The organism is Pseudomonas chlororaphis, from assembly GCF_001921865.1.
GTDB lineage: Bacteria > Pseudomonadota > Gammaproteobacteria > Pseudomonadales > Pseudomonadaceae > Aquipseudomonas > Aquipseudomonas chlororaphis_D.
In genome coordinates this window covers 29,292-54,384 of sequence record NZ_MSCT01000006.1, presented here as the reverse complement: position 1 = coordinate 54,384, position 25,093 = coordinate 29,292, and the positions used below count along the sequence as shown (strand labels likewise).

31 protein-coding genes are annotated in these 25,093 nt (G+C 63.0%); 4 read left to right on the top strand and 27 right to left on the bottom strand.

What is annotated here, in order from left to right; all coding sequences use genetic code 11:
• Positions 1-8 precede the first annotated feature (8 nt).
• On the top strand, positions 9-935 hold the full coding sequence (locus BTN82_RS05690; protein WP_075118187.1) for a LysR family transcriptional regulator: 927 nt from the start codon (positions 9-11) through the stop codon (positions 933-935).
• On the opposite strand, the gene BTN82_RS05685 is transcribed toward BTN82_RS05690, so the two are convergent.
• Positions 932-1,294, bottom strand: a complete 363-nt coding sequence (locus BTN82_RS05685) for a diacylglycerol kinase (RefSeq protein ID WP_075118186.1) — start codon at positions 1,292-1,294, stop codon at positions 932-934. The two genes, BTN82_RS05690 and BTN82_RS05685, sit on opposite strands and share 4 nt — an antisense overlap.
• A gap of 76 nt (positions 1,295-1,370) precedes the next feature.
• Entirely contained in the window at positions 1,371-2,021 is a 651-nt protein-coding gene (erdR, locus tag BTN82_RS05680; RefSeq protein ID WP_025806687.1) for a response regulator transcription factor ErdR, read from the bottom strand.
• Positions 2,022-2,258: 237 nt separating this feature from the next.
• Here erdR and BTN82_RS05670 point away from each other — a divergent pair, with 237 nt between their 5' ends.
• Positions 2,259-3,170: a DMT family transporter gene (locus BTN82_RS05670; protein ID WP_075118184.1), complete on the top strand. Its 912-nt coding sequence runs from the start codon at positions 2,259-2,261 to the stop codon at positions 3,168-3,170.
• Here the strand turns inward: BTN82_RS05670 and BTN82_RS05665 are convergent.
• Complete coding sequence (locus BTN82_RS05665) at positions 3,154-3,864, bottom strand: tRNA-uridine aminocarboxypropyltransferase (protein ID WP_075118183.1); 711 nt, start codon at positions 3,862-3,864, stop codon at positions 3,154-3,156. The two genes, BTN82_RS05670 and BTN82_RS05665, sit on opposite strands and share 17 nt — an antisense overlap.
• 188 nt (positions 3,865-4,052) lie before the next feature.
• Here BTN82_RS05665 and BTN82_RS05660 point away from each other — a divergent pair, with 188 nt between their 5' ends.
• Positions 4,053-4,475 (top strand): PA3611 family quorum-sensing-regulated virulence factor, encoded by a 423-nt coding sequence (locus BTN82_RS05660; protein ID WP_075118182.1) that lies wholly within the window; start codon positions 4,053-4,055, stop codon positions 4,473-4,475.
• A 1-nt stretch (position 4,476) separates the two neighbouring features.
• On the opposite strand, the gene BTN82_RS05655 is transcribed toward BTN82_RS05660, so the two are convergent.
• Positions 4,477-4,671, bottom strand: coding sequence for a hypothetical protein (locus BTN82_RS05655; RefSeq protein ID WP_075118428.1), 195 nt, complete (start codon positions 4,669-4,671; stop codon positions 4,477-4,479).
• Between the two features lie 481 nt (positions 4,672-5,152).
• Here BTN82_RS05655 and BTN82_RS05650 point away from each other — a divergent pair, with 481 nt between their 5' ends.
• Complete coding sequence (locus tag BTN82_RS05650) at positions 5,153-6,268, top strand: TIGR00730 family Rossman fold protein (RefSeq protein ID WP_075118181.1); 1,116 nt, start codon at positions 5,153-5,155, stop codon at positions 6,266-6,268.
• 45 nt (positions 6,269-6,313) lie between these two features.
• Here the strand turns inward: BTN82_RS05650 and recX are convergent, their stop codons facing one another.
• From recX to BTN82_RS05535, 23 genes are all read right to left on the bottom strand, one after another.
• The gene (gene recX / locus BTN82_RS05645; RefSeq protein ID WP_075118180.1) at positions 6,314-6,781 is read right to left on the bottom strand and encodes a recombination regulator RecX; all 468 of its coding nucleotides are present in this window, start codon (positions 6,779-6,781) and stop codon (positions 6,314-6,316) included.
• A gap of 8 nt (positions 6,782-6,789) precedes the next feature.
• Positions 6,790-7,842 carry a recombinase RecA gene (gene recA / locus BTN82_RS05640; RefSeq protein WP_075118179.1) on the bottom strand — a complete coding sequence of 351 codons (1,053 nt, stop codon included), beginning with the start codon at positions 7,840-7,842 and terminating at the stop codon, positions 6,790-6,792.
• An 83-nt stretch (positions 7,843-7,925) separates the two neighbouring features.
• On the bottom strand, positions 7,926-8,426 hold the full coding sequence (locus tag BTN82_RS05635) for a CinA family protein (protein ID WP_075118178.1): 501 nt from the start codon (positions 8,424-8,426) through the stop codon (positions 7,926-7,928).
• Positions 8,427-8,508: 82 nt separating this feature from the next.
• Positions 8,509-9,030, bottom strand: a complete 522-nt coding sequence (locus tag BTN82_RS05630) for a lysis system i-spanin subunit Rz (protein WP_075118177.1) — start codon at positions 9,028-9,030, stop codon at positions 8,509-8,511.
• The gene (locus tag BTN82_RS05625) at positions 9,021-9,560 is read right to left on the bottom strand and encodes a glycoside hydrolase family 19 protein (protein WP_075118176.1); all 540 of its coding nucleotides are present in this window, start codon (positions 9,558-9,560) and stop codon (positions 9,021-9,023) included. The genes BTN82_RS05630 and BTN82_RS05625 overlap by 10 nt, the downstream gene beginning before the upstream one ends.
• Before the next feature lie 13 nt (positions 9,561-9,573).
• On the bottom strand, positions 9,574-10,008 hold the full coding sequence (locus tag BTN82_RS31450) for a phage tail assembly chaperone (protein ID WP_075118175.1): 435 nt from the start codon (positions 10,006-10,008) through the stop codon (positions 9,574-9,576).
• An 18-nt stretch (positions 10,009-10,026) separates the two neighbouring features.
• Positions 10,027-11,283, bottom strand: coding sequence for a hypothetical protein (locus BTN82_RS31445; protein ID WP_261792935.1), 1,257 nt, complete (start codon positions 11,281-11,283; stop codon positions 10,027-10,029).
• An 11-nt stretch (positions 11,284-11,294) separates the two neighbouring features.
• A complete protein-coding gene (locus BTN82_RS05610) occupies positions 11,295-11,894 on the bottom strand; it encodes a YmfQ family protein (protein WP_075118174.1) in 600 nt (199 codons plus the stop codon).
• Positions 11,885-12,922, bottom strand: a complete 1,038-nt coding sequence (locus tag BTN82_RS05605; RefSeq protein WP_075118173.1) for a baseplate J/gp47 family protein — start codon at positions 12,920-12,922, stop codon at positions 11,885-11,887. The genes BTN82_RS05610 and BTN82_RS05605 overlap by 10 nt, the downstream gene beginning before the upstream one ends.
• A complete protein-coding gene (locus tag BTN82_RS05600; protein WP_075118172.1) occupies positions 12,912-13,310 on the bottom strand; it encodes a phage GP46 family protein in 399 nt (132 codons plus the stop codon). The genes BTN82_RS05605 and BTN82_RS05600 overlap by 11 nt, the downstream gene beginning before the upstream one ends.
• Positions 13,310-13,819 (bottom strand): phage baseplate assembly protein V, encoded by a 510-nt coding sequence (locus tag BTN82_RS05595; protein ID WP_075118171.1) that lies wholly within the window; start codon positions 13,817-13,819, stop codon positions 13,310-13,312. Before BTN82_RS05595 ends, BTN82_RS05600 begins: the two co-directional genes overlap by 1 nt.
• Positions 13,820-13,930: 111 nt before the next feature.
• On the bottom strand, positions 13,931-14,971 hold the full coding sequence (locus BTN82_RS05590) for a phage baseplate assembly protein (RefSeq protein WP_075118170.1): 1,041 nt from the start codon (positions 14,969-14,971) through the stop codon (positions 13,931-13,933).
• A 3-nt stretch (positions 14,972-14,974) separates the two neighbouring features.
• Positions 14,975-16,213: a DNA circularization protein gene (locus BTN82_RS05585; protein WP_075118169.1), complete on the bottom strand. Its 1,239-nt coding sequence runs from the start codon at positions 16,211-16,213 to the stop codon at positions 14,975-14,977.
• On the bottom strand, positions 16,200-17,954 hold the full coding sequence (locus tag BTN82_RS05580) for a phage tail protein (RefSeq protein WP_261792934.1): 1,755 nt from the start codon (positions 17,952-17,954) through the stop codon (positions 16,200-16,202). The genes BTN82_RS05585 and BTN82_RS05580 overlap by 14 nt, the downstream gene beginning before the upstream one ends.
• A gap of 130 nt (positions 17,955-18,084) precedes the next feature.
• Positions 18,085-18,381 carry a phage tail assembly protein gene (locus BTN82_RS05575; protein WP_075118168.1) on the bottom strand — a complete coding sequence of 99 codons (297 nt, stop codon included), beginning with the start codon at positions 18,379-18,381 and terminating at the stop codon, positions 18,085-18,087.
• Positions 18,378-18,725 (bottom strand): phage tail tube protein, encoded by a 348-nt coding sequence (locus tag BTN82_RS05570; RefSeq protein WP_075118167.1) that lies wholly within the window; start codon positions 18,723-18,725, stop codon positions 18,378-18,380. Before BTN82_RS05570 ends, BTN82_RS05575 begins: the two co-directional genes overlap by 4 nt.
• Positions 18,726-18,792: 67 nt before the next feature.
• Entirely contained in the window at positions 18,793-20,289 is a 1,497-nt protein-coding gene (locus BTN82_RS05565) for a phage tail sheath subtilisin-like domain-containing protein (protein ID WP_075118166.1), read from the bottom strand.
• Positions 20,289-20,471 carry a DUF2635 domain-containing protein gene (locus BTN82_RS05560; RefSeq protein WP_044461504.1) on the bottom strand — a complete coding sequence of 61 codons (183 nt, stop codon included), beginning with the start codon at positions 20,469-20,471 and terminating at the stop codon, positions 20,289-20,291. The genes BTN82_RS05565 and BTN82_RS05560 overlap by 1 nt, the downstream gene beginning before the upstream one ends.
• Positions 20,468-21,052 carry a hypothetical protein gene (locus BTN82_RS05555; protein ID WP_075118165.1) on the bottom strand — a complete coding sequence of 195 codons (585 nt, stop codon included), beginning with the start codon at positions 21,050-21,052 and terminating at the stop codon, positions 20,468-20,470. The genes BTN82_RS05560 and BTN82_RS05555 overlap by 4 nt, the downstream gene beginning before the upstream one ends.
• A gap of 123 nt (positions 21,053-21,175) precedes the next feature.
• A complete protein-coding gene (locus tag BTN82_RS05550) occupies positions 21,176-22,192 on the bottom strand; it encodes a contractile injection system protein, VgrG/Pvc8 family (RefSeq protein WP_075118164.1) in 1,017 nt (338 codons plus the stop codon).
• A 9-nt stretch (positions 22,193-22,201) separates the two neighbouring features.
• On the bottom strand, positions 22,202-22,414 hold the full coding sequence (locus BTN82_RS05545) for a tail protein X (protein ID WP_075118163.1): 213 nt from the start codon (positions 22,412-22,414) through the stop codon (positions 22,202-22,204).
• Positions 22,407-22,790: a phage tail protein gene (locus BTN82_RS05540; protein WP_075118162.1), complete on the bottom strand. Its 384-nt coding sequence runs from the start codon at positions 22,788-22,790 to the stop codon at positions 22,407-22,409. Before BTN82_RS05540 ends, BTN82_RS05545 begins: the two co-directional genes overlap by 8 nt.
• Positions 22,790-25,027: a phage tail tape measure protein gene (locus BTN82_RS05535; RefSeq protein ID WP_075118161.1), complete on the bottom strand. Its 2,238-nt coding sequence runs from the start codon at positions 25,025-25,027 to the stop codon at positions 22,790-22,792. The genes BTN82_RS05540 and BTN82_RS05535 overlap by 1 nt, the downstream gene beginning before the upstream one ends.
• Positions 25,028-25,093: the final 66 nt, after the last annotated feature.

The window sequence follows — 25,093 nt, the reverse complement described above, 5'->3', positions numbered from 1 at the left end:
ATATCGATATGCGATTTACTCTCCGTCAACTGCAAGTATTCGTCGCCGTCGCCCAGCAAGAGAGCGTTTCTCGCGCTGCCGGCCTGCTGGCCCTTTCCCAATCGGCGGCGAGCACCTCGATCACCGAACTCGAACGCCAGTCCAGTTGCCAGCTGTTCGACCGCGCCGGCAAACGCCTGAGCCTCAATGCCCTGGGCAAGCAACTGCTGCCCCAGGCAGTGGCGGTGCTGGACCAGGCCAAGGAAATCGAAGACCTGCTCAACGGCAAATCCGGCTTCGGCTCATTGTCGGTCGGCGCGACCCTGACCATCGGCAACTACCTGGCGACCCTGCTGATCGGTAGCTTCATGCAGGTCCACCCGGAGAGCCAGGTCAAACTCCATGTGCAGAACACTGCGCATATCGTGCAACAGGTTGCCCACTACGAAATTGACCTGGGTCTAATCGAAGGCGACTGCAGCCACCCGGATATCGAAGTGCAAACCTGGGTCGAGGACGAACTGGTGGTGTTCTGCGCGCCGCAGCATCCGCTGGCCAAACGTGGCCACGCGAGCATGGAAGAGCTGACTCACGAAGCCTGGATCCTGCGGGAGCAGGGTTCGGGCACGCGCCTGACCTTCGACCAGGCCATGCGCCATCACCGCACCGCGCTGAATATCCGCCTCGAGCTGGAACACACCGAAGCGATCAAGCGCGCGGTGGAATCGGGGCTGGGGATCGGCTGCATTTCCAGGCTGGCGCTGCGCGACGCCTTCCGGCGCGGCAGCCTGGTGGCGGTGGAAACGCCGGACCTGGATCTGGCCCGGCAGTTCTACTTCATCTGGCACAAGCAGAAATATCAGACGTCGGCGATGCGCGAGTTCCTCGAACTCTGCCGCGCCTTTACCGCCGGGGTGCGGCGCAGCGACGAGATCGTGCTGCCGAACATTCCCTAGAGGAGAATCACCGCCCAGACCACGGTGATCATGCTCAAGGCCACGAATTGAGCGGCGCTGCCCATATCCTTGGCATTTTTCGACAGCGGATGGCGATCCAGGGAAATACGGTCGATCGCCGCCTCGACCGCCGAATTGAGCAACTCGACAATCAGTGCCAGCAGGCAGACAGCGATCAACAGCGCTCGCTCCACCCGGCTGACATTCAGCAGGAAAGACACAGGAATCAGCACTACGTTGAGCAGCACCAACTGACGAAAGGCAGCTTCGCCGGTGAAGGCGGCACGCAAACCGTCAAGGGAATAGCCTGCGGCGTTGAGGATGCGTTTAAGACCGGTTTGACCTTTGAAAGGCGACATAAAATAGGCAACTAGAACGATAGGGAATGGGAAAGCTAGTTCAACCAAAGTCAAAAAAGCGTGAAGAAATAACCGGTTACTGGCTGGAAATTGACTCAAGTTGTTGCAAGAGCAACGCCGCCTGGGTGCGAGTACGCACGCCCAGTTTACGGAAGATCGCCGTCACATGGGCCTTGATGGTCGCCTCCGAAACGCTCAACTCATAAGCGATCTGCTTGTTCAGCAAACCTTCGCAGACCATGGTCAGCACGCGGAACTGTTGCGGAGTCAGGCTGGCCAGGCCTTCGCTGGCCGCCTTGGCCTCGGCGGAGACGCTGACCTGCTCGAAGGCTTGCGGCGGCCACCAGACGTCGCCGTCGAGGACGCTGCGCACGGCCTGTTGAATGACTTCCAGGGAACTGGACTTGGGAATGAAACCGCTGGCCCCAAATTCCCGCGAGCGCACCATCACCGATGCCTCTTCCTGGGCCGAGACCATCACCACCGGAATCTGCGGGTATTGGCCGCGCAACAGCACCAGGCCGGAAAAGCCATAAGCGCCGGGCATGTTCAGGTCCAGCAGCACCAGGTCCCAATCGGCCTTTTCGGTCAGGCGTGTTTCCAGTTCGGCAATGCTCGCCACTTCCACCAGACGGACATCCGGGCCGAGGCCCAGGGTCACCGCTTGATGCAGTGCGCTACGAAAGAGGGGGTGGTCATCGGCAATCAGGATTTCGTATGTGGCCATTTTTCAAATGATCCTGTTTTTTATGGCAGAACCGATGCATTCGGTCCTCGCCAAGGCAACGCAGGTGTCAGCCAGAATGCTGCACCCAAAGAGCACGATCAACGCCAAGAGCCCGGAAATGCGGCGTTTCAAAGATCGGTCGCGCCCTAATCGGCGCCAAGCATGCCCAGCGAAGCCGGGGTGGTCAAGCATCGGGCTTTGCGGCATCTTAGCTGGCTAACTAATAAGAGTGCCATCATGCAAAGCCAAGCCCTGCGCGCCGACATCCTGATGCTGGTGACCGCCATCATCTGGGGCTCGGCCTTCGTCGCCCAGACCTCGGGCATGGATCATATCGGCCCCTTCCTCTATTCCGGGCTGCGCTTCGCCCTCGGTTCGCTGTGCCTGCTGCCGCTGGTACTGCGCGGCGATCGCCGGCAAGCCAAAGCCGAACCTTTCCTGACCCGCGGCCTGCTGACCGGCGGCGTGCTGATGGGGCTGGCCCTGGCGCTGGGCATCAACCTGCAGCAAGTCGGCCTGATGTTCACCAGCGTGACCAACGCCGGTTTCATCACCGGGCTCTACGTCATTGTAGTGCCGCTGCTCGGCCTGCTGCTGGGCCACAAGACCGGGCTGGGCACCTGGCTCGGCGCCCTGCTCGCGGTGCTGGGCATGTTTCTGTTGAGCGTCAGCGACAGCTTCCAGGTCGCTTCCGGCGACTGGCTGCAACTGATCGGCGCCTTTGTCTGGGGCGCCCATGTGGTGCTGGTCGGGGTGTTCGCCAGCCGCCACGACCCGATTCGCCTGGCCTTCCTGCAGTTCGCCACCTGCTCGCTGGTCAGCCTGGTCCTGGCCCTGTGCCTGGAGCCGGTGCACGGCGAAGCGATCCTCGCCGCGGGCCCGGCCATCCTATATGGCGGCGTGGTGGCCGTGGGCATCGGCTACACCTTGCAGGTGGTGGCGCAGAAGCATGCAATCGCCTCGCACGCGGCGATCATTCTGTCGCTCGAAGCAGTATTTGCCGCCATCGCCGGCGCATGGTTGCTCGGCGAGTCCCTGCAACTGCGCGGCTATATCGGCTGCGTCTTGATGCTCAGTGGGATGCTGGTCGCGCAACTCTGGCCGAAAAAGCTGCCGCCAAGCGTTTCAAGCCTTACAGAAAAGGCTTGAGGCGGGCGTGCGTCTCGTCGTTGGGGTCGATATCGAGCTGGAATTTGGCCGACAGATAGTGGGTGCTGAACACATCCAGATAAGCATCCAGCACTTCGCTGGCCTGCTGATCCGTGGCCAGCTCCAGGCACAGCGCCGCCACCTCCGCGGTGCAGAAATGGTCGTCGCGCTTGGAGCGTCGCAGCTTGTAGCGCGATAACTGTTCAGGCGCGAGGCTCAACACTGGCAAGTGCTCGAGATAAGGGCTTTTGCGAAACATCTTGCGCGCTTCGCTCCAGGTCGCATCCAGCAGGATGAACAGCGGGCGTTTGCCCTCTTGCACACGAACCTCGTTCACCACCCGCTGCGGCGCGACGAACTCCCCGGGGAACACCACGTAAGGCTGCCACTGGGGATCGGCCAGCAACGCCAACAACTGCGGATCGACTTCCGTCCGCGACCAGGGGAACGCCAGGGTGTCTTCTATGACATCGGCGATCAGCCAGCCAGTATTGCTCGGTTTCATCGGCTCGACGTCGTGCATGATCAGGCACATGGCCGACTGTGCCGAAACCTTGGGCCGCCAGGCACACATGCAATGGCTGGGAATCACCCGGCAGCCCGCACAGCGCTCCGCACGGGAACCACGGGCGGTAAAAGGCCTGACGGCACGCGCAAGACGTTGGGCCCGCAGGCGGGAAACGGCATGGCTCATCAGAAGCGGCCCCGGCACAAGAAAGGAATCGACACGAAAGGAACTCGGAAAGCTGAAAAGTCGGCAAGTTTATCAGAGCTCCCAGCTCAAACCTGTACCGCCTCCCCTCGCTCCCCTATAATTCGCCGCCACTGAACGCACAGTCGCGTGACTGGTCGAAGCATCAGTCACTGAACCAGGAGAGTTTCATGTTGCGCTTTATCGTTCCCACCGCCGCCCTTCTGCTGGCCTTGCCGTTCAGTGCCCAGGCTGCATCGCTGCAAGACTACGAACTGAACAAGACCCTGCAGAAAACCGCCGAGGAAAGTAACGTCGGCACGCCTCGGGAAGTCAACGAGAACATCCTCGATCAGGGGTATACCGTCGAAGGCAAGGAACTGATCAACCACCTCAGCGTCCAGGCCGAACATGCGGAAAAAATGCGCGCCAACCCCAAGGCGGTCTACCTGCAACTGGGCGCCAGCGTTTGCCGCGACCCGAACTACCGCAAGCTGATGGCCAAGGGCGCCGTCATGCGCTACGAGTTCACCGAGAACCGGACCAATCGCCCCGTGGCTTCGGCGCGGTTCCAGGAGTCGGACTGCCCGGCCCCGGCGAAGAAGAAAAAGTAATTCAGTGCCCAGCTGCGCGCCGTTGTTGATCATCGGCTCGCAGCTCCGCCAACAGCGCCTGCAAATAGCTCGAACGGCGCTCTCCGCCTTCAAGCCGGCGCCGGCATTCCTCTTCGAACGTCAGATGATTGGCATCCGCCGCCGACCTCAGCAGTTGATACAACTGCCCATCGATTTCCAGAACGACTCTGTTCATCACCAGCCTCCGTGCCCCCATTCGCCACTACCTGAGCGATGCACCTGACCTGAGCATCCTGCCTTTGACGCCACACTGTCTTGTTGGCGCTGTAACTTAGTAAATCAGAGCTTGCGCTACCCGGGATGCGTTCGGACAGGCGGCCAAACCCCGTCCATACCTGCCAATAAGTGATTGCCAGCCCCGACTTTCAAGGCCCATGATCAAGCCAGCGCGAATCATCATGAAGGTCTAGATTTCAATCTGTTCATGCTGAATTTTCCTGGGTGGATCCGGAGGCCGCCCCAGCGCGTCTTGTTGTGCGATTGCTTTATAAATCAAGGAATAGCAGAACCTGTATGAATGACCCGCAGGCCCCGGCCGGGTTTTTCCACCCTGGTGAATCCGCCGCTGGAGTCGGGCTGACAGCGACACATGCAGTGTCGCGATGCCAACGAATGCTTCGTTTGCGTCAAAGGTTCTGTGCAGAAGGAGAAGTTGAATGCCTTACGAACCGAATGACCTCCTCAGTCGTCATTTTCAGAGCAACGGAATCGACCTCAGCACGGTCGAAGAACAACTCAACCTGATTGCCCCCAACAGCCCCAACATCCCTCTTTATCGCGACATGATTCTCACCGTTCTGCGCATGGCGCAGGACGACCTCAACCGCTGGAACGCAAAAATCACCCTGCAGGCCCTGCGCGAACTGGAACATGCGTTTCGCGTACTGGAACAGTTCAAGGGACGCCGCAAGGTGACCGTGTTCGGCTCCGCGCGAACGCCGATCGAACACCCGCTGTATGGCCTGGCGCGAGAACTCGGCGCGGCCCTGGCCCGCTCCGACCTGATGGTCATCACCGGAGCCGGCGGCGGCATCATGGCCGCGGCTCACGAAGGCGCCGGCCGCGATCACAGCCTGGGGTTCAACATCACCCTGCCTTTCGAGCAACATGCGAACCCGACGGTGGACGGCACGGGCAACCTGCTGTCCTTCCACTTCTTCTTTACCCGCAAGCTGTTCTTCGTCAAGGAAGCCGACGCCCTGGTGTTGTGCCCAGGTGGGTTCGGCACACTGGACGAGGCGCTGGAAGTACTGACACTGATCCAGACCGGCAAAAGCCCGCTGGTACCGGTGGTATTGCTGGATGTTCCAGGGGGGACGTTCTGGCAAGGGGCGCTGGACTTCATTCACAACCAGCTCGAAAACAACCGCTACATTCTGCCGACCGACATGAAACTGGTGCGGCTGGTGCATAACACCGAGGAGGCGGTCGAGGAAATCAACCAGTTCTACAGCAACTTCCACTCCAGCCGTTGGCTAAAAAACCAGTTTGTCATTCGCATGAATCACACCCTCAGCGAACCGGCGCTCGAACAGATGCAGACGGCCTTCGCCGACCTGTGCCTGAGCGACCGCTTTCATCAACATGCCTACAATGGCGAGGAGCACAACGAACCGGAGTTCAGCCATCTGGCGCGTTTGTCGTTCACCTTCAACGCCCGCGACAATGGCCGCCTGCGTGAGCTGATCGACTTCATCAACTGGCCGGAAAACTGGGCCATGAATCAGGCCAGGGCAGCACAACGCAGCAGAGAACCGATCAAGGTCACTTGAGCGGAAAAACAGCGGCCCGCGCATTCGATTCGCGGGCCCGACACCTCAATCGTCCACCCTTCGGCCGCTCAACAAGCGGCCGATCATGTCCATCGAATATCCCCGGTACGCCAGATAGCGGCCTTGTTTGGCGCGCTCCTTGGCATCGACCGGGAGATGTCCGGCAAACTTGCGCCGCCAGACATCTTCCAACTGTGCCTGCCAATCGATACCGCTCTCACGCAAGGCCAACTCGATATCGGTACTCTGCAAGCCGCGCTGGTTGAGTTCTTCGCGAATACGCAGGGGGCCGTAGCCGGAACGGGCACGGTAGGAAACGAAACTTTCGAGGTAACGGGATTCGGACAACAGGCCTTCTTCCGTCAAACGGTCAAGGGCAGTTTCGATCATTTCGGGAGGGGCGCCGCGCTGACGCAGTTTACGCGTCAGCTCGACTCGACCGTGCTCGCGTCGCGCGAGCAGGTCCATGGCGGTTCGCCGCACCGCGACGAGGGTATCGAGTACGGCGATCATCGGATCGATCAGATATCCGCGTCGGCCATGTCATCGATGCTTTCGTTGACTGGCAGAGCCTTGGCATCCCCGCTCGGAGCCAGCAGCTTGTCGCGGATCTGCTTCTCGAGGGCGTTACCGATTTCCGGGTTGTCCTGCAGGAACTTGGCCGAGTTGGCCTTGCCCTGGCCGATCTTGTTGCCCTGATAGCTGTACCAGGCACCGGACTTCTCGAGGAAACCGTGCAGCACGCCGAGGTCGATGATCTCGCCGTTCAGGTAGATACCCTTGCCGTACAGGATCTGGAATTCAGCCTGACGGAACGGTGGAGCCACCTTGTTCTTGACGATCTTGACCCGGGTTTCGCTACCAACGACTTCGTCGCCTTCCTTCACCGCGCCAGTACGACGGATATCCAGACGGACCGAAGCGTAGAACTTCAGCGCGTTACCGCCGGTGGTGGTTTCCGGGCTGCCGAACATCACGCCGATCTTCATGCGGATCTGGTTGATGAAGATCACCAGGCAGTTGGCGTTCTTGATGTTACCGGTGATCTTGCGCAGCGCCTGGGACATCAGGCGAGCCTGCAGGCCCACGTGCATGTCGCCCATTTCGCCTTCGATCTCGGCCTTGGGCACCAGTGCCGCCACGGAGTCGATCACAATCACGTCGATGGCATTGGAGCGCACCAGCATGTCGGTGATTTCCAGCGCCTGTTCGCCGGTGTCCGGCTGGGAAACCAGCAGGTCGTCGACATTGACCCCCAGTTTGCCGGCGTATTCCGGGTCCAGCGCGTGCTCGGCGTCGACGAAGGCGCAGGTGGCGCCCATCTTCTGTGCCTGGGCAATCACGGACAGGGTCAGGGTGGTCTTACCGGACGATTCCGGACCGTAGATTTCAACGATACGGCCTTTTGGCAGGCCGCCAATGCCAAGGGCGATGTCCAGACCCAGAGAGCCGGTGGAAATGGCCGGGATCGCCTGACGGTCGTGATCGCCCATACGCATTACGGCACCCTTGCCGAATTGACGTTCGATCTGACCCAGGGCCGCAGCCAAGGCTTTCTTCTTGTTGTCGTCCATTAAAGTCCTCACGTAATCAATAAGGCCTGACGGCCAACACCTGTATAAGTAGCCAGTATTATTCCACAGCGTTCGAGGATCGCCTACCCCTGTTTTGAGATTTCTGCCGCGGCATGTTGCAGCAAGCCCTCTAGCGCGGCCTTCACCGTTTGTCGGCGAACGTCGTCCCGATTCCCGGCGAAGTGTCGGCACTCGCTCGTCAGGGTCTCGCCGACGCCCCAGGCCAGCCACACGGTGCCCACCGGTTTTTGCGGCGAGCCGCCGTCCGGGCCGGCCACTCCGCTGACCGCCACGGCAAAACGCGCCAGGCTTTCGCTTTGCGCACCGCGCACCATTGCCTCGACCACCTCGCGGCTGACCGCCCCGACGGAGGCAAAAAGCGTTTGTGGGACTCCCAGCTGTCGGGTCTTCTGACCATTGGAATAGGTCACGTAACCCGCCTCGAACCAGGCCGAGCTCCCGGGAATCCGGGTAATGGCCTCGGCAATTCCGCCGCCGGTGCAAGACTCGGCGGTGGTGACGTGGGCATTCAGAACCTGCAAGCGTCTGCCTAGTTCAGCGGCAAGCTGGGTGATTTCGTTCACAGTCCTCTCCTGATCGGGCTGGCGGAGGACTTACCGTACACGAGCGGAACGCGCTTGCAAGGCACACAGCGGATCAAAATGTTTAGCGGCCCAGCGCCCTGACGTAGGCCTGGCAGGCTTGCAGGGCGATCAGTCCCCGGTCGCCGTCGCCGGTGATGCCGACAATTCGTTGAGCATGCGCCGGGTCAAGTCGGGCTCGCGCGGCTCCATGAACCAGGCCGCCGGTGGTGGCGGTGGCAGGCACAGCACCGCCGGCATCTCGGGCATCGAGGAGGACCGACAGGCGCAGATCAGCAGTGGCAAGGCGGTCGCGCAAGCGACCTTGATCACGTTGGGCATCGCTCAAGGCTCGAGAGTGGGTTTGATCGCTGGCCTGCAACTGTTGCTCCAGGGCCAGGCGTTTGTCTTGCGCGTCCTGCTGCCGGGCCGCGGCCGCCAGGCTCAGCCGGCCCAGGGCTTCTTCGTGCAGCCTGGCCTGCTCCGCCAACTGCCGGCCAAGGCGCCAATCCTGAATCCGCCAGGCCAGCGTCGCCGAGACAGCCGCTACCACCGCCAGCGACACGAGCACTATCAAGGCCCGGGAAGACAGAGGGCTCACGGACATAACACCTCCCGCGCCCGCGCCCAGAGTTGCAGGCGATCCTCCAGCCCATTCAGGCCACCGTTGATGCGGCGCGTAATGCTGTTGAACTGGTCGCGGTCGGCCAGCTCGTTCAAGCCATTATGCTGCCAGAACCAGGCGGCCGATTCGGCGGCCCACTGCGGCTGCTCCAGCAGTTCAGGCAGCGCCAGCAGGCGTTCGTCGCCGAATAGCCCGAGGCTGCACTGGCGATAATTGTTGCGGCCGGTAACCTGGATCAGGCCGCGGCCGCGGTACTTGAAGCCATCTCCAACTGCAGTGTTACCCAGGTCCGCACGGCCTTCGTACTTTATCTGTGCGGGGGTCGGCCCCCAGATCTCACGCACGTAGCGCAGCTGGCCAGACTCATGCCCGATCTGCGCGAGAAAGGCAGCCATGCGCTTGGGCGTATTGATCTGCCGATGACTCATGGCCGCGTTGAGAGCTGGAGCAAAAACGCCCGCTTGAGGGCGGGCGTTAGGGAGGATCTGCAGCAACTGTTCTGCAAGTTGCATCGTCGAATGCCTCCTACTCGTTGAGCTGTTCCAGCAACCAGCCGGGAGCCGTTGGGCGTTCGGCACGATCAGGAAACACTGCAGTTTCCGGCCAGTCGCGAAGCCTCTGGCGATAAACCTGCAACTCTCTGTATTGCTCGCCAGTGAACGTCGTTTCGCCAGCGACCTCTACCTCGTCACGGTGCCGATTGATAAAGCCATCAGTGGCTAGCAACTGCTCGTCGCGCCATTCGCGCTCAACCGTTGCACGCTGTTCGATGGTAGGCGGCGGAGCATCCACCAGAAAAGGAAGCCCGTTTTCGTCGTGATCGCGAACTTTCCCTGGCGCGGGGTTACCGATGACCGACAACACCAGTTCATCGGTTATTGCCACTGCATCAGCCGGAATATCTTTATTGACACCGGGAAGATAAAGATTCCCGGTGGACTTACTATATAACCTTGACATATCAATCCCTTTATAAACTTACCAACCAATTGCAAACCACGAAACGTTATAGCCGCCCGTGGAATAGGTAGTTATTTGATTCAAGCTAACTGTTTTGACAATGCCTTGGGGCGCAACCGACGCATTGGCGAACGTTCCGCCAACAGCCTTCATCACACCGTTGGGAAACGCTATAGGCAGGCTGGCAGTTTTGCTGTCAGAACCCGTATGGGCCGTCTCTCCCCATTGAAAGATAAGCCCCCCCAACCATATGGGAAGGACGATATAACCATTGGTAGCGCCCAACAAAGAAAAACCGAGCCTTAACTTCGCGACGGTAACCGCATCAGAGTTATTACTTAGCCCAGCCATCACATCATTAGTGGCAATTTTTATAAAGCCCGCCACAGACTCGGTAGCCCCAACAAGAACCGTATTCAACTTTGCGGCAAGGGTTCCAGGCGTGACGGCACTGCTGATATCAGTCCCGGCAATGACTTCACTATTGGTTGATATTCTCAGCACCCCGGCAATCGTCGTTGTGGCGCCCACCACCACTGCAGCGAGTCTGTTCTTGAGGGTTAGCGGGGTTACTGCCGAGTTATTGTCAGCACCTGCAGTAACTTCGGCTTGAGTTGCGATTCGTAAAATCCCAGCAACCGTCGTAGTGGCACTGGCCAACAACGCATCGAAACGATTCTTGAGTGTCAGCGGCGTGACTGTCGAATTATTGTCAGCTCCACCCGTTACTTCGGATTGCGTTGCAAACCTGACTACACCGGGTGCCGTCGTCGTTGCCAAAGGCAAGTTGCCGGAGTGAATAAGAACTTTCCACGGCTGCCAGGCATTGGCCGTTTTCCTGCGAAAGGCCAACGTGTCAGCTGTCATGGATTGAAACAACTGCACCTCGTACCACGTATTTTCAAACGAACTACGGTGAAAAATCGATCCTTGGTTGTTCGGATCAGTACCAGGAAAAATAGACCCGCCCCAAGTTGCCCCGACGCTATAGACACCTGTTGCCACCAGTGCATCTGCGTTATCTGCTTGCGGGCCGCCGTCCGTCGAACCGATACCGTAAGCCTCTGCTGCCGTTTTAATAGCCTTCGAAAGCTGTGTGACATCTGTCTCCGCTGGCACTTGTCCCGAATCGATGATCGCGTTGAGTACTTCCAGCGTGACGGCATTACCCCAGGCGGAAGGGATTAACGAGCCCGGAGTACCTGTCAGCGGGTTTTCATCAACAAACTGGCCATTTACCAGCCCTACGCTGGGAACACTTTTCGGAAAATCCACGTTCTTACCCCTCAGTCATAATTAAAAAGAACCATTGTGTGTGCGGGCGTTTTCTGACGAATCTGACACTCCAACGCGTCGCCTGGGTTGGAGCCAAATCGCTCCCCCCAGTAACTCGCGCCGAACCTGCGACCCTGTCGTTGCCGGCCGCCGGTGTTCAGCGTCCACATGAACTGCGCCAACCAGGTACCGAAACGCGCGGTGCCAAAACGAGAACGCCCCATCCGGGGCGCTCGATGTTCGCTAATGGTTGCGTTCGGGTAGCCCTGACTGAGCGCTACGTCGATGAAATAGGCTCGACTCTGCCCGCCCACCTCGACGAGTCTTCGGCGTACCGCCAAACGACGATCTTCAAACGCTGGGTTCAGCCCCAGGCAAGGATCCGGCAACCCCATGATTGCCTCCCAGTCAGGGACGAGTTCGCTGACGCCGGAAGGGTCCATTTCATTCTGCAGATCCACCGCCCGGGCATCGAGCCGAGAGAACTCAATGGCGACCCCGGCCAGAATTCGGTCAATCTCGGGGGCCATCTCCAGCGACCAGGCCGGGCCGATGGGCAGCAGGCCTCGCAGTTGCTGGAGGTATTCGTCGGCGGTGTGGGCTATAGCCATGCGATCCCCCCAAACGTCAGCAACTGATTGGGACCGGCGACCACATCGGCGACGGGAGCTAGCAGTTTGTGATCGGTCTCACCCGTCGATCCGCTGATCGCTTCGGCGATATGCGTCAACAGCAACGTCTCGCCCAAGCCGGCCTCTCGGCTATGCAGATCGATCAACTGGGCCTGGATGGCCGCACGTACGGTGCTCGTATCCGGTACCGGGCGAATGCTGTAGAACACCGGCTGCCGGACGGGGGCCATTACATACAACTCGGCGGTCACGGGCCGTAGCGGCTCAATATGGGCTTTCACATCGGCCAACTGCTCCGGGTTGGGTACAGGATTCGCGTCGCCATCACGCATGACGAACAGACCAACCGTCCCGGGCCCCAGGTAACTGCCGCGGCACCACGCCCGGGTAATCCCCGGCACCTCCAGCGCCCAGGTTTCATAATCCTGGGCCGAGCCGCCGTGGGGGATGATCCGGTAGGAGCGGATCACCCTCGCGCGCAGCGATTCCAGGCTTTCCGCGGCGATGCCGCCGGCGAGGCCCGGCGCGAGCACGGTGAAGCTGTTGCCGATGCCCTGGATCGGTTGCACCGGAATCAGGTTCAGGCCGGCCTCGGCATTGCCCAGGGTGCCGGCGTCGAGGGCCTGGACCGTGGTGCTGTTGCTGCCGGCGCTGGCGGTGCGCGCGGCGGTGACTTTGTAGCTGCGCCCGTCGCTGGCCTGCAGCAGGGTATCGACGTCCAGCACCGCGCCTGCCGCGGCGGTGAAACTCACCGAGCCGCTGGCCGCCTGGGCTGCCTTGCGAGGCTGGTTGAGACGCAGCGCGGCAATACGCTCCAGGGTCGACTCGTCGGCCTTGTCCGGCAGGATCTGGTCGGCGATCCAGTCCAGGTAGCCGTAGAGGCCATAGGCGGCGCCGCCCAGGGCGCGGGCCAGCACTTGCGCATCGGACTGGCGCAGCGCATCGCTGGCCAGGTCGCTTTGGGTGCGCTTGATCAGCACCGGCAGCGAAGGGGTTTCAAAGGGCATAGGTCACCTGCCAACTGTTATCAGGGTTGATGTCCAGGCGCTCGCCGTTGGCCAGGACCAGGGACGTGCGCAGGTTCAGGCGCTGGTCGTCGAGACGCTCGCTGAGGATCTCGACCGCGCTGCAATGGCCGTCGTCGATCAGCCATTGCAGGGCCTCACGGGCATAGAACTCGGCGTCGAGCTGGGTCTGGCGGGTGAGCTTGACCCGGCGCAGCAGCCACAGCCGCGAGCCGATGCGGTCGTCGGCCACCGTGGGGAAACTGTCGCCCCACCAGCCAAAACGCTCTTCGTCGTCGAGCCGGTCGTCGTCCGCCGCGCGGCGCCAGGTGAACAGGCTGATCAGCACGGCGCGGGTCAGGGCGCGGTGCAGGTCTTGGCTGACAAACATCATTGCCCTCCCGCCGGCGCGCCGGTCTGGCCGCTACCCGGCTGCACGCCGGCATGCACGTGTTTGATCTGGCTGATGCCCGCAGCGACCTGGTCGCCCTGGGAGACGATCTTGCCGGTCTGGGTCAGGGTCGGGGTGTCGATATTCACCGCGCCGCTGGCGCGGATATTCAGGGTGCCGGTCTCGATGTCGATGATCCGCCCGCGCTTGAAATGGATCTTGTCGCCCTCGTCGGTGTAGATCGCCACTTCGCCGGGGGCCAGGGCCTTGAGGCGATAGCGGCGGTCGGCGACCACCAGCACGATGGCATGGGAGCGATCGCCACCGAGGAAGGTGGCAATGCCTTCGGCGCCGGCCAGCGGGTTGCTGGTGAAACCATAGGGCTCGAAGTGCTCCATGTCGTCGTTCACTTCGCCGGCGGTCAGGCGCATTTGCAGCGATTGCAGTTTGTTGGCCGAGTTGGCGAGCACGACGGTGCCGCGCGCCAACAGGCGTGTCAGTAGGCTCATGGTTTTTTCCTTGCCCCCTGTGTAGGAGCGAGCTTGCTCGCGATAGCGGCCTTGCAGGCACACCGCGTCGCCCCCATCGCGAGCAATCTCGCTCCTGCAGTACCGGGGGTTTTAGGTTTTGGCCGGCACGGGACTGGCGTCGAAGGTATGGGGCGGCGCCACTTGCAGGGTGGTGACCGAGCCCTGTTCGGAGAGCGAGTAGGTGACCTTGGAAATCAGCAGGTCCTGGTCGAACCCCAGCACCGGGTCGATCACCCGGACCAGGGTGTTGTGGCGCCACAGCTCGCCGTTGCTCTGGCGCCAGCCCTGCACCTTGTAAGTGCTGGTCAGGGCCTTGCCAGCGCGAATCGCGCTTTCCCAGTCGGCCCGTTGCTGGGCCAGTTCCTGGGTCAGTTGCGACGGTTCGCTGATCACCGTGACCCGCTTGCGCTTGGCGGTGCTGTCGCTGGCCACGCCCGCCACCTCGCTGACCGCCGCGCCGCTTTTCTCGTTGCTGCCCTTGTGCTGGCCGATCACCCGGTACTCGGAAAACACCTGGCTGAAATCCATCGGCGCACTGGCCGAAAGAATATTCTTGCCCAGCTCCAGCGCATCCACCGCGCGCCCGCCGCTGCCCGGCCGGGCCAGCAGCACCCGGCCTTCGGCGTCGTCGGTGGAGAACACTCGGAACAGCGTCAACAAGCGGTCGATGGACTGGAACACGGTTTCCCCGGGCACGATGCTGTGGCTGCTCAAGCGCGTGGTTTCGGCGATCTCGCTGACCACCCCGACACCATAGGACGCAGCCAGGGCCTGGACGATTTTCAGCAGGCTCTGTTCGCGCCACTGCCCGGGCTGGTTGATCGCCGCGCAATCCACCAGGTCCTGGGTCAGGGAACTGCCCTCGATGCTCAGGCCGATCTGCCGGCCGTCGTAGCTGATCGGCGCCTTGAACACATGGCCGCTGAGCAGCAGGTCGGCGCCGATCCGCACCTGGCACTTGGCGCCGGGGCGAATGCGCTGATCGAGGGTCTGCCCCGGCCATTGCCAGGTCACGTCGAGCTTGAAGGTACGGAACTGGCGCTCCAGGTCGGCGCTGATTTCCACGCTTTTCCAGCCGCCGTAATCCTGGCCGTCCACCGTCAACAGCACACGGTTATCGAAGTTGCTCATGGGCTACTCCCCCGCCACTTTGACGTTGGTCGGCGGCAGGAACCCGGGGTGAACCACACCGTTGCGCTGCTGCACCTCGGCCGCCCGGGTGGCGTCGCCGAAGAGGCGATAGGCGAGCACCACTGTCGGCAGGCTCTGCATCGGGTTCTTCACCACCAGCCGCACACCGGACGAAGCCACCGCGGTGAGGTGGCCGTAAACCAGCTGGCGCAGGCCGTTGAGCACCTCGTAATGCACCGCGTCGGCTTTTTCCGCCGCCTGCCAGATGGCCTCGTTGATCGCGTTGCGCAGCGCCAGCACCTCGTCGGCCACTGGCACTTCCGCGCGGGTTACCGGCTGGATCGCCTGCTTGGCCAGGGACGGCGTACTGCCGAGCTTGACCGCCGGCGTCGCCACCGGCAGCGACGCCACCGCCTGGGCGATCCGCACCAGGACGGCATCCTGCACCAGGTCCGCCATGGCTTGCGCCGCGGCGGTGGTGTCCTTGCCGGTGGTGAGTTTCGGCGTGTCGATCTTCTTCACCGCCTCCACCTGCTGCGAGACATTGGCCAGCACACCGCGGTAGCCGTTGCGCGCATAGTCCTTGAGGTCCTTGATGTCCCCCAGCAAACCCTTGAACTCGGCGCTGACTTCCTTGGGCAAGTCCTTGATCGCCCGCACCAGCAGGTTGAGGTCGCGGTAGGTGTCGAGCAGCGGCTTGAGCTCCTGCTCGATGGTCGCGTAGACCTCCTTGAGGCTGTTGCGCAGGTCGGCGATGCCGATCCGCGCGGCCTTGACCAGGGTCATGGCCTCTTCGAAGCGGCGTACCGCCGAGCCGATAAGGCTGTCGGACGACACCAGCAACAGCTGCCGGGTATTGACCGTGGCGCTGGGGAATTGCAGCGGCTGGTCGGGGTAGAACTTCAGGGCGAAAGTCACCAGGCCGCCGTCCTGGCGGCTCTGGGTCATTTCGCATTCGCCGACCTTGACCTGCAAGCGCCCCAGCCACGGATGCACCAGCTCGCCGCTGCCCTCCTCCAGCGCCTTGAGCAGTTGGTCGCGCCGCTCCAGGCAGTCGGCGCCGACGATGAACGCGGTCAGGTCGTGGGTCCGCGCCTGCCGGCCGAGGTTCTCGTAGAACGGCAGGTCGCGCTGCGGGTACTCGTGCAACTGGCCCTTGTGGCCGACCGGGGTTTTCGCCTGGTCGACCCAGAACCCGACGCCACGAAACGACGCCGGCAACAAACGATCACGCCAGCTCATTGGAACCTCCTAGGGAAAGGGAGCGGTAGCCGACACGCGACGACAGCGCCACGCCAGGCTGGTTGATCTGCGGCGCGCTGGTGCGCAGGCCGGCCGGAGCGTTCTCGAAGCTCACCGTCAAGCCGCCCTGCAATTGCGTGCGGTTGTTGGCGGCGGTCTGTTGCAGCAGCAAGCTGGAGTTTTGTTGCAGGCCACCGGGTGCAAGAGACACGGTTTGGGGCCGCTTGCCAGGCAACGCGCCCGACACCTGATCGGCGTCCTCATCAGCACCGAAGAACGCCGGGGCCAAGGCCCCCCTGTCCTGCTCATTGGTCCTGAGCTGATGCTCGGTCAGGCTTTCCACTTTGCCGGTGATCTGGGTGATGAAACCGCCAAAACTTCCGCCCAGCAGCTCCTTGATCGGCTCGATGATCGCCTTGAGCTTCTGCCACCACGCAGAGAACCACTCGGTGATCGGTTCCCAGTTCTTGATGATCTGAAACAACGGGGTCCAGCCGAATATCTCGCTGAGCACGGTATACATGGCCATCGCCGACACTTTGATGGCATTCCAGACGCTGGCGAAGAACTCGGTGATCGGTCCCCAGTTGGCAATGATCAGCGGGATGGGCGTCCACGCAAAAATACCCCGCAGAAACTCCGCCACGGGCACGGCCAGGGCCTGGAGCAAGCGCCAGATGGCCGAGAACAAACCCGTCAACGGCCCCCAGTTGGCGGCAATCAAGGCGATAGGTGTCCAGGAAAACAACTCCTGGAAAAACGCGATCAATGGCGCCGCGGCCGTTTTGATGGTTTGCCAAAGCCCTGCCAGGAACGTCGAGATCGGCGCCCAATTCGCTACGATCGCGCCCATCGGCGTGAGGCTGAAGGTGAATTTCAATACCTCGATGACGCCACCGGCCACCGCTTTAATCGCTGCGAAGATGTCCCTCAAGGCACCGCTGACAGGCCCCCAGTTGCTCGCGATCTGCCCCATTGGAGTGAACGCGAACAACGTCTTGAAGAAATCCGCCATGGGAATAAGGACCGGTCGGATGTTCTGCCACAGTTTCCTGAAAAAGCCTGAAAGCGGTGCCCAGTTGGCAACGATCAACCCCACCGCCAAGGCTATTCCAGCAGCCACCAGACCGACCGGAGAGGACAACGCAGCCAATACGACCGCCATCGCCGTTGCCGCCGAAGTCACGACGGTAAATGCCACCGCAGCAGCGGCCAACCCCTCGACCAACGCCGGGTTATTCGCGACGAACTGCCCGACAGAGGTCAGCAGTGGCTGCAGCTCGACGACCACTTTGTTGACCGCAGGCAGCAGTGCCTGCCCGACTTTCAGAGAAACGGCATCCAGCGACGCACTGAAATTGTGGAGGTTGGTGGCCGTATTCCCTCGAACCACATCCGGCACCTCAAGCCTTTGCGCCTTGAGATTCGCCGCAACCAGCTCATCCTCGGCCTTCACTGCCGACCTGATGCCCTTCACGAACGGCCCCACCAACCCGGTGCCTTCCATGAGGCTGGAAAAGTTCAGCTTGTCGAGGCCATTGTCCGCCAGGTCCTTTTTGAAGGCCGCGATCTTTGCGCGAATGCCTGAGACTTCCTTGTCCAGTTTTTCTGCGCCTTTGGCGACCGCTGCCATGTCGCTCGAGGCTTCGACAGTCGGCCCGTTTTCAAGCGTTTGCGGTGTTGGAGTTTCTTCGGCTTTGGAAGCCTTCACCGGCTTTGCTTTATTCGTTTTTTTCGCCATCACTGCACCTGCTGCATCGCATTGATCCGTTGCGCGTGCTCCAGGGATTCCCGGAGCACATCCAGTGGCCTGGCCATCATCTGTTCGGGGTCAACCTTCCAGAACCAGGCCAGGTCATAGGCAACCGCGATCAGGTCGCTGATGGCGCCGATGCCGCACTCATGAAAAAACTCGCCACCGCCCAGCTCAGGGCGTTGAGGTCGGCCAGGTCCAGCTGGTTGACCGAGGATGGCGGGATGCCGGCGCAGACCGCGATGTACTTGGCCGCGACGTCCATGTCGAGGCTGACTTCTTCGCTCTTGTCGATCTTGTACGGCAGCGCCTTGATCGCCCGCACTTCCTGCACCGTCGGGCGGCGCAGGGTCAGCTCGGCCAGCGGTTCGCCGTGGGCCTCGATGGCCACACGCAGCTTTACGCTATCGCTCATTGCCAGGTCCCCTTGATGCCCTCGAATTTCAGTTCGATGCTCGCGTCGTCGCCCTTGGATACCGGCTCTTCCACCAGGTAGGCGCCGGCCAGGACGTAGACCTTGCCGTTGTTGAATTCGCAGGTGACGGTCATGTCGGAACCGGCGACCAGTTGCTTGAGCGGGAAGTCGGCGGTGTGCAGCGCGGTGACCTTGAACGACGGCGCGATATCGGTTTCCTTGTAGAAACCCGGCACGACGGTTTCCCGCTTCACGGACATCAGCGGCGCTTCGCAGCCGCCGTTGATGGTCAGTTGAGCGCCGTCCACTTTGACGTAGCAGGTGCCTGCAATCAGTTGCCCCATGGTGTATCTCCCAAAAAAATGAGCCCGCGCGAGGCGGGCTGGAAAAGCGCAGTCAAACAGGCTCGGCTCAGGCCGCCGCGTCGTACTGCAGACGGAATTGGTTGAGCAGCGCGAACACCCGCAGGCCGTTGATGTAGTCCGGCGGGAACAGCACGTTGACCCGGCTCGGATCCTGGCTGTCGCGCTCGACGATCAGGTGCTCGGCGAACAGCTCGGCGTTCTCCACGTGGCCTTCCAGTTCGAGCTTGGCGTACTGGGCGATCAGCTCACCGCGAATTGTGCTCGGGGTGACGATCGGCTGGCCGGCGCCGAAGCGGGTGCCGTCGGCGGCCAGCTTGTGGCGCCCGTACTTGCTGGTGATCACGCTTTGCAGGCGACGCACGATGAACGCCGACTGGTGCAGGGTTTCGCTGTCCAGGTAGGAGTTGTCGGCCTGGCCGTAGGCGTTCTTCTGGTAGGTGGTGATCGAACGCTGGATGCGCACGTAACCGCCTTCGTAGTAGGCGGTGGCGATGCCGTAGCTGAGCAGCGACTGACGCTCGGTCAGGGTGAAACGCTCGCTGGCCGGCGCCGGATCGACGCCCGGCAGGCTGCCGCTCTGGGTCGGACGGCTGGCATCGGCGGAGATGAACACCGAAGTCCGCGCGGCCAGGGCCGCGGCCTGCACCCAGAACGGTTGCGGTACGCCCGGCTCCAGGGCCTGGATGGTGATGTGCTGGTCGTTGCGCGCCTGGCCGGCCGCCACCAGGGTGCCGACGGTGCCGCGCTTGGCGCTGTAGACATGGCCGAACAGTTGCTTGGCCCAGGACCAACGGCCGGTGCTGTCATCCATGACGGCTTGCCAGGTGTTGAGGGTCGCGGTGTCGGTCCACGGCATGCCGATGAACTCGAACGGCTCGTCGCCCAGGGCCGCCAGCGCGGCGACCTGATCCGGCACGCCGGTACCGCCAGCCATCTTGCCGACGGTCACGCTCAAGCCGGCCGGGGTCTCTTCGCCATTGCTCTTGCCCAGGCGGTTGAGTTGCAGGCTGATGTCGTTGGCGCTGTCGCCGGTCCATTTGGCGGTCAGGGTCAGGGTGCCTTCGACCGCGGCAGCGCTCACCGGCAGGTCGGCGGCAGCGTTGATCTTCAGGGCCAGCGCGCTGGCCGCCTGGGCCGCGGTGGCGGCATTGACGATGGCCGCCTGGACCCGCACGCCGCCGATATACAGGTTGAGCAGGCCGCTGGCGCTGGCGGTTCCGGTGAACTTCAGCTCGGCCTTGGCCACGCTGCCTTCGACGTTGTGCAGCGGCAGGCACCAGATCTCGCCGATCGGGTCGGTCTTGCGCCAGGTCTCGTACATCGACGCGAGCATCGAACCCTGGCCGCCAATGCTCTTGGCCAGCGCAACGCTGGAGACCAGCACCAGCTGGCCGACCTCGGCCGGCGCCACGTTGTCGTTGACCTGGGCCACGATCAGCCGGCGCATGGCCGAAGAAGCGCTATTGGCCGCCGAATTGTCCATCTCGGCGTAGAACAGCGGCACACGAATGTCCGCCGGGATATTGCTGAATCCGATCGCCATTATTTGGCTCCTTGTGGTTTCGCCGCCTTCGCGGCCTTGAGGGTGATATCGCCGTCGGCCAGACGCCGGCGCCACCAGGCGCTGTCCGCGACTTCACGGCCTTCGAGGGGCAGCAGATCGCCGGCTTCGGGGTCCGGCACGGCGCGGCCCGCGGCCGGCAGCACAGTGATGCGGTTGCTCATTGGGTTACGTCTCCAGAGAAAGTCAGTTCCAGGCGCCCGTCGGGCCCCGGGTATTTCAGGTTGGGGTCCGCCGGGTCGATGGCATCGACCCGCACCGTGACCCCGGTCAAGGACGGCAAGCCGTCCAGTTCGCGCTCGTGCCAGGTTTCCGCCGGCTGGCTGGCCAGGTTGCGGCCCAGCTGGAACCCGGCGAAAAAGCGCAGGCGGTAGAACAAGCGCGTGGCGGTGAGCGAAACCAGTTCGCCGCCGTCGTATTCGATCGGGCTGTAGTCCGGCCCCGGCTTGAACCCCACCAGCGCCCGCCACAACTCGCTCCGTACGTCGTCGAGCTGATCCAGCGCCCGCCGGGCATCGCCGGCGTCCAGCACCAGGATGATTTCGAGGCGATCGCGAATGGCCTGGCCAGTGGCGTTCTGCGCCGTGCCGGGGCTGGCCAGGTCGGCGCTCGACGTCACATGGGCGCTGGGCGTGGGCAAGGCGGTGTTGCTTTGCAGCAGGGCGAGATCGAGGCCGACCGCCACCTGATTGGCCAGGCCGGGGCAGTGATCGCGCAGTTGCGTGAGGATCGGAGTGATCTTCATGAAGAGGCTCCAGGGCGGAGTGAATGGGAAAACCGTCAGGCGCGGGAGCGACCGTCCGGGGCAGAGGGCACAGCCGCAGAGAAGCAGGAAGCGAACGAGCCGATGCCGGGCGGCACCGGGCAATCAGGGTTGCTGTTCCAGGCAGGTGGCTTCGATCATGCAGCGATAGTTTTTCTCGCGACTGCCGCTGGCCGTCACCTTGTCGATCGACCAGGTGCCCTGCATGAAAGCCGGCCAGCTGTTGTCCAGCCATACCAGCCCCTCGGCCGACAGGGCCGGATCGCCGGGGCAGTCGAGCTTGAGCTTGATCGCTTCGCGTTCGATCCGGCGCATCGCGCCCTGGGCCGCGCTGCGCGCCTCGGCCTCTCCCGGGTAACGCTGGCGCAGGGTCTGGAAAGGGGCCTGGCCCACACTGACCACGCGCTCCTTGCCGGCGGCCGAATCCCACCAGCTGACCTTGCAGCCTTTGTGCTTGGCCCGGCCGTTCTCGTCGATGCTGGCCGAGATGAATGCCGGATCCCCCGGGCGGTTGTCCCGGGTGACGCTCAAGCGCACCGGCGAAAGGATTTTCCCGGAGAGCGATTTCGCCTGCCCGCGCAGCGCCAGCACATACATCTCGTTGATCGGCTTGGTGACGGCATCGTACGAACGGGCAAGGCGCGTCAAAAAGCCCATGTCGGTCTCGTTGGACTGATCGACATGGGTGATCGGTATCGAATCCAGCTCGGCGGCCACCCGGGGCGAAAAACCATGCCGGGAGGTCAGCTGGCGAAACAGCGCGCCGAGGGTCGTCGGGCCGTGGCTGGTGGAGCGGCGCTGTTTGAAGCCGCTCGCGTCCGCCACTTTGAACGGCGCCGCCGTGGCCACCAGCGTCAGGCGCGGAGGAAACAGGTTGGGCGTGCGTCGGGTGATGACGAACTCGCCACGGTCGACCAGCCCCGACTCCAGATACCCCACCCGCAGGCCGACGTTGCCCCCCAGCTCGGGAAGCCCTTCCAGGCCGTCGATGTCCAGGGTCAGCATCAGCTGGTCGGATTCGATGCCCGCCGCGTCGATGTGCGTCCAGGCGATCAGCCGTTCGTTGAAGCGCGCGGCATTGGCGCCGTAGAGCTCAATGCTCGGGGTGAATCCCAGGGTCATAGCGCCTCCTTAGTCCCAGGCCGAGACCGGGGTCGCGGCCACCGGCCGGGACTCGATCTCGGGCACGACCACCCAGACGCCCGCCGGTAGCAGCGGGCCCTGCTCGGCCAAAAGCGGGTTCAGGCGCCAGAGCGCCTCTTCGATCCCGTCGTCGGAACGCCCCACCTCGCGGTAGAGCAGCAGGTTGACCGAATCGCCGGCAATACTGCGAACCCTACGCATTGACGAACTCCTCGAGGTTAATGGTCCAGTTGATCACCAGCGCCGTACCGTCATCGATGATGGAGGTCTGAACCTCCGTCACCAGGTTGACGCGCCAGCGCCCCCAGTTACGGCCGATGCCATCCACCAGCGGCAGCGGCACACGGGCGGCCTGCAACTCACGCAGTTCATCCAGGCGCGCCATGCCGGTGGCGTACATCGACTTGCCACTGATCTGCAGCGTTTCCAGTTTCTGCCCGGCCTGCTGCGATTTCGGCTTGCTGGTGATGATGTCGATACTGGCCCAGCCACCGTCCGTCTTGCGTTCTAGCCGATCGTAGGCGAACCCGGTGGACAGGCCGAAAATGAAACTGCCCAATGCCATCTGCTGTCGCATCACGCCACTCCATCGGTCAGGGCCGCGCCGCGGCGTACCGCGAGCGGGTTGCTCATCATCAGGGGCATGATCTGCACCTGCATTTGCTGGACCACCATGTCCACCAGTTGCCTGGAGCTGGCCTGATCCTGGCCATAGATATTGATGACCGGAGCCAAGGTGACTTGCTGGCTGGTGGCCGAGTTGGCCATGAGGCTCTTGCTCACTTCATCCGGCGCTTTCAAACGGTCCACCGGCTGGCCTCCCAAGTATCCACCGGCCTCTTTCCCCAACCGGTCGCCTGCCTCGCTGCCCAGCCATCCGCCGATGGCCCCGCCCACCAGCCCGCCGACCGCCGTCCCGAGGATCGGCACGACGCTGCCCAGGGCGGCCCCCAACGCAGCACCGGAAGCGCTGCCGGCCCAGGAGCCGCCCAAGGTACCCAGGCCGGAGCCGATGGCCTTGGGGTCGCGGTTGCGCAGCCCCTTGAACACATTCACCCCTGCCCTGAGCAGATTGAGCGGTTTTCTGACCACGCGCCCGGCCACTGAACGCACGCCGGCGAAGCCGCTACCCAGGCCACGGCCCATGCGCGACAGCAGCCCGGCGCGCGGAGCGGCGTTGGCAGCGACGGCCTTTTTAGCCGGCCGGGCCGTATTGGCCGGGCTTTTCTGCCGCTCTTTCCTTTCTTGCCTGTCGCGTTGCCTGCGCTCTTTCCTGTTGGGGCCGCGCGTTTGGCCCGCGCCCGGAGAGCCGCCGCAGCAACCCCCGCCTTCGCTGAACAGTTTGCCGAGGCTGGAGGGCAAGCTGGGCGCCGCCAGGCTCAGGAGCTTCTTCGCCACCTGGGTGAAGACCTCGTCCAGCACCGACTTGAGCAGGCGCCCTACCACCGGCGCAATGGCCGCCCCGGCCAATGCCAGGCCCGCGGCGAGCTTCGGAAACTCTTCGGCCAGGGAGCTCAAGCCATCGATTACCCCACCGACGGGGGCCATCGCGCCCTCGGTGACCGGCGCCAGCGCGGCGCCGAAGGAGGCGTTCATCCGGTTCACGCGGGCGTCGAAGGTAGCCGCCTGGGTCGATGCCGATTGGCGCACCGAGCCCTTGTCGCCCAGTTCCGAGCTGGCGTACTGCTTTTTGTCCGCCACCTGCGCCAGCGCGCTCCGCAGTTCGGGCAGTTGCTGGGACAGGCGCAACGCCGCTTCGTCCCCGCTGCCGAACAGCGTGCTGGCCAGCGCCGAACGCTCGCCCGCCGACACCGTCGGGGCCTGCAACGCCGTCAGGACCTTGGTCAACGCCTCGGGCGCAGCCAGTTTCAGCGGGTCGATCTCCAGCCGCTGCCAGGCCTCGCGTTGCGCCTCGGACTTCGGTCCGTCCTTGGCCAGTGCCGCGGCAATGTTCTTCAGCGCGCCTCCGGCATCGGCTTTTGCCGTACCAGTGTTGAGCAGCGCGGCGGTGAGCGCCGCCGCCTGCTCCGGGGCCAGCCCCGCCGACGTGGCGGCGGCGCCGTGCCGTTGCAGGATGGCACCGATATCGGCGGCCTCTGCCTCTCCCGGACGCTTGCCGAGGTAATGGGTCGCATCGGCCAGATCGAGCGTTTGGGAGCGATCCAGGTTCATCGACGTACGCCAACCGGCCAGCATGTCCCCGACATCCTTGGCGGGCATCTTGAACGCGGTGGCCGTAAGCCCGACGTCGGCGGCGAAGGTCTGCAATGTCAGCCGCCGAGACATGCCCTTATCGTTCTCGATGCCAGCCTTGGCGCCGATGTACTCGACCTTCGCCAGATCGACCGCGGTGGTTGCGCCGGCGGCAATCCCGGGCACGCGTGCCATCCGATAATTGGCCTCGGTCAGGTCCGCGCGTTCATTCCCGGGGAGGTAGACCACCCGCCCCAGATCGGCCATGGCCGCCTCCATCGCCACAGCCGGCTTGAGCAGGTCAGCCAGTTGCCCAGCGCCTGCGGCCTTGTCCGTGGCCTTTGCTGCGCCGCTCGCGTCGGCCTTGGCCCCGCCAGCGCTTGCCCCTTGCAAGGGGCGTTGCTGCGACACGGCCAGCTTCAACGCGTCCACCGCCGTGGTCAGCAGGCGGATATCGAGGCTGGCCGTCTGCAACGCCTGGATCAACCCGCTCGACGACAACCCGATCGTGCCCGGGCTGGCCATGGGCACCGTCAAGCCACCCGGCGACCCGGCTTCGGCACCCACTGGCCGGGCCGGTTCCATCGCGGCATTCCTGATTGCAAACTGATTGTTCGCCATCCCGCTCTACTCCTGTTTCACGCCAAGGCGAGTGATCGCGATGTCGTAGCGGCGCAAGGCCTTGCC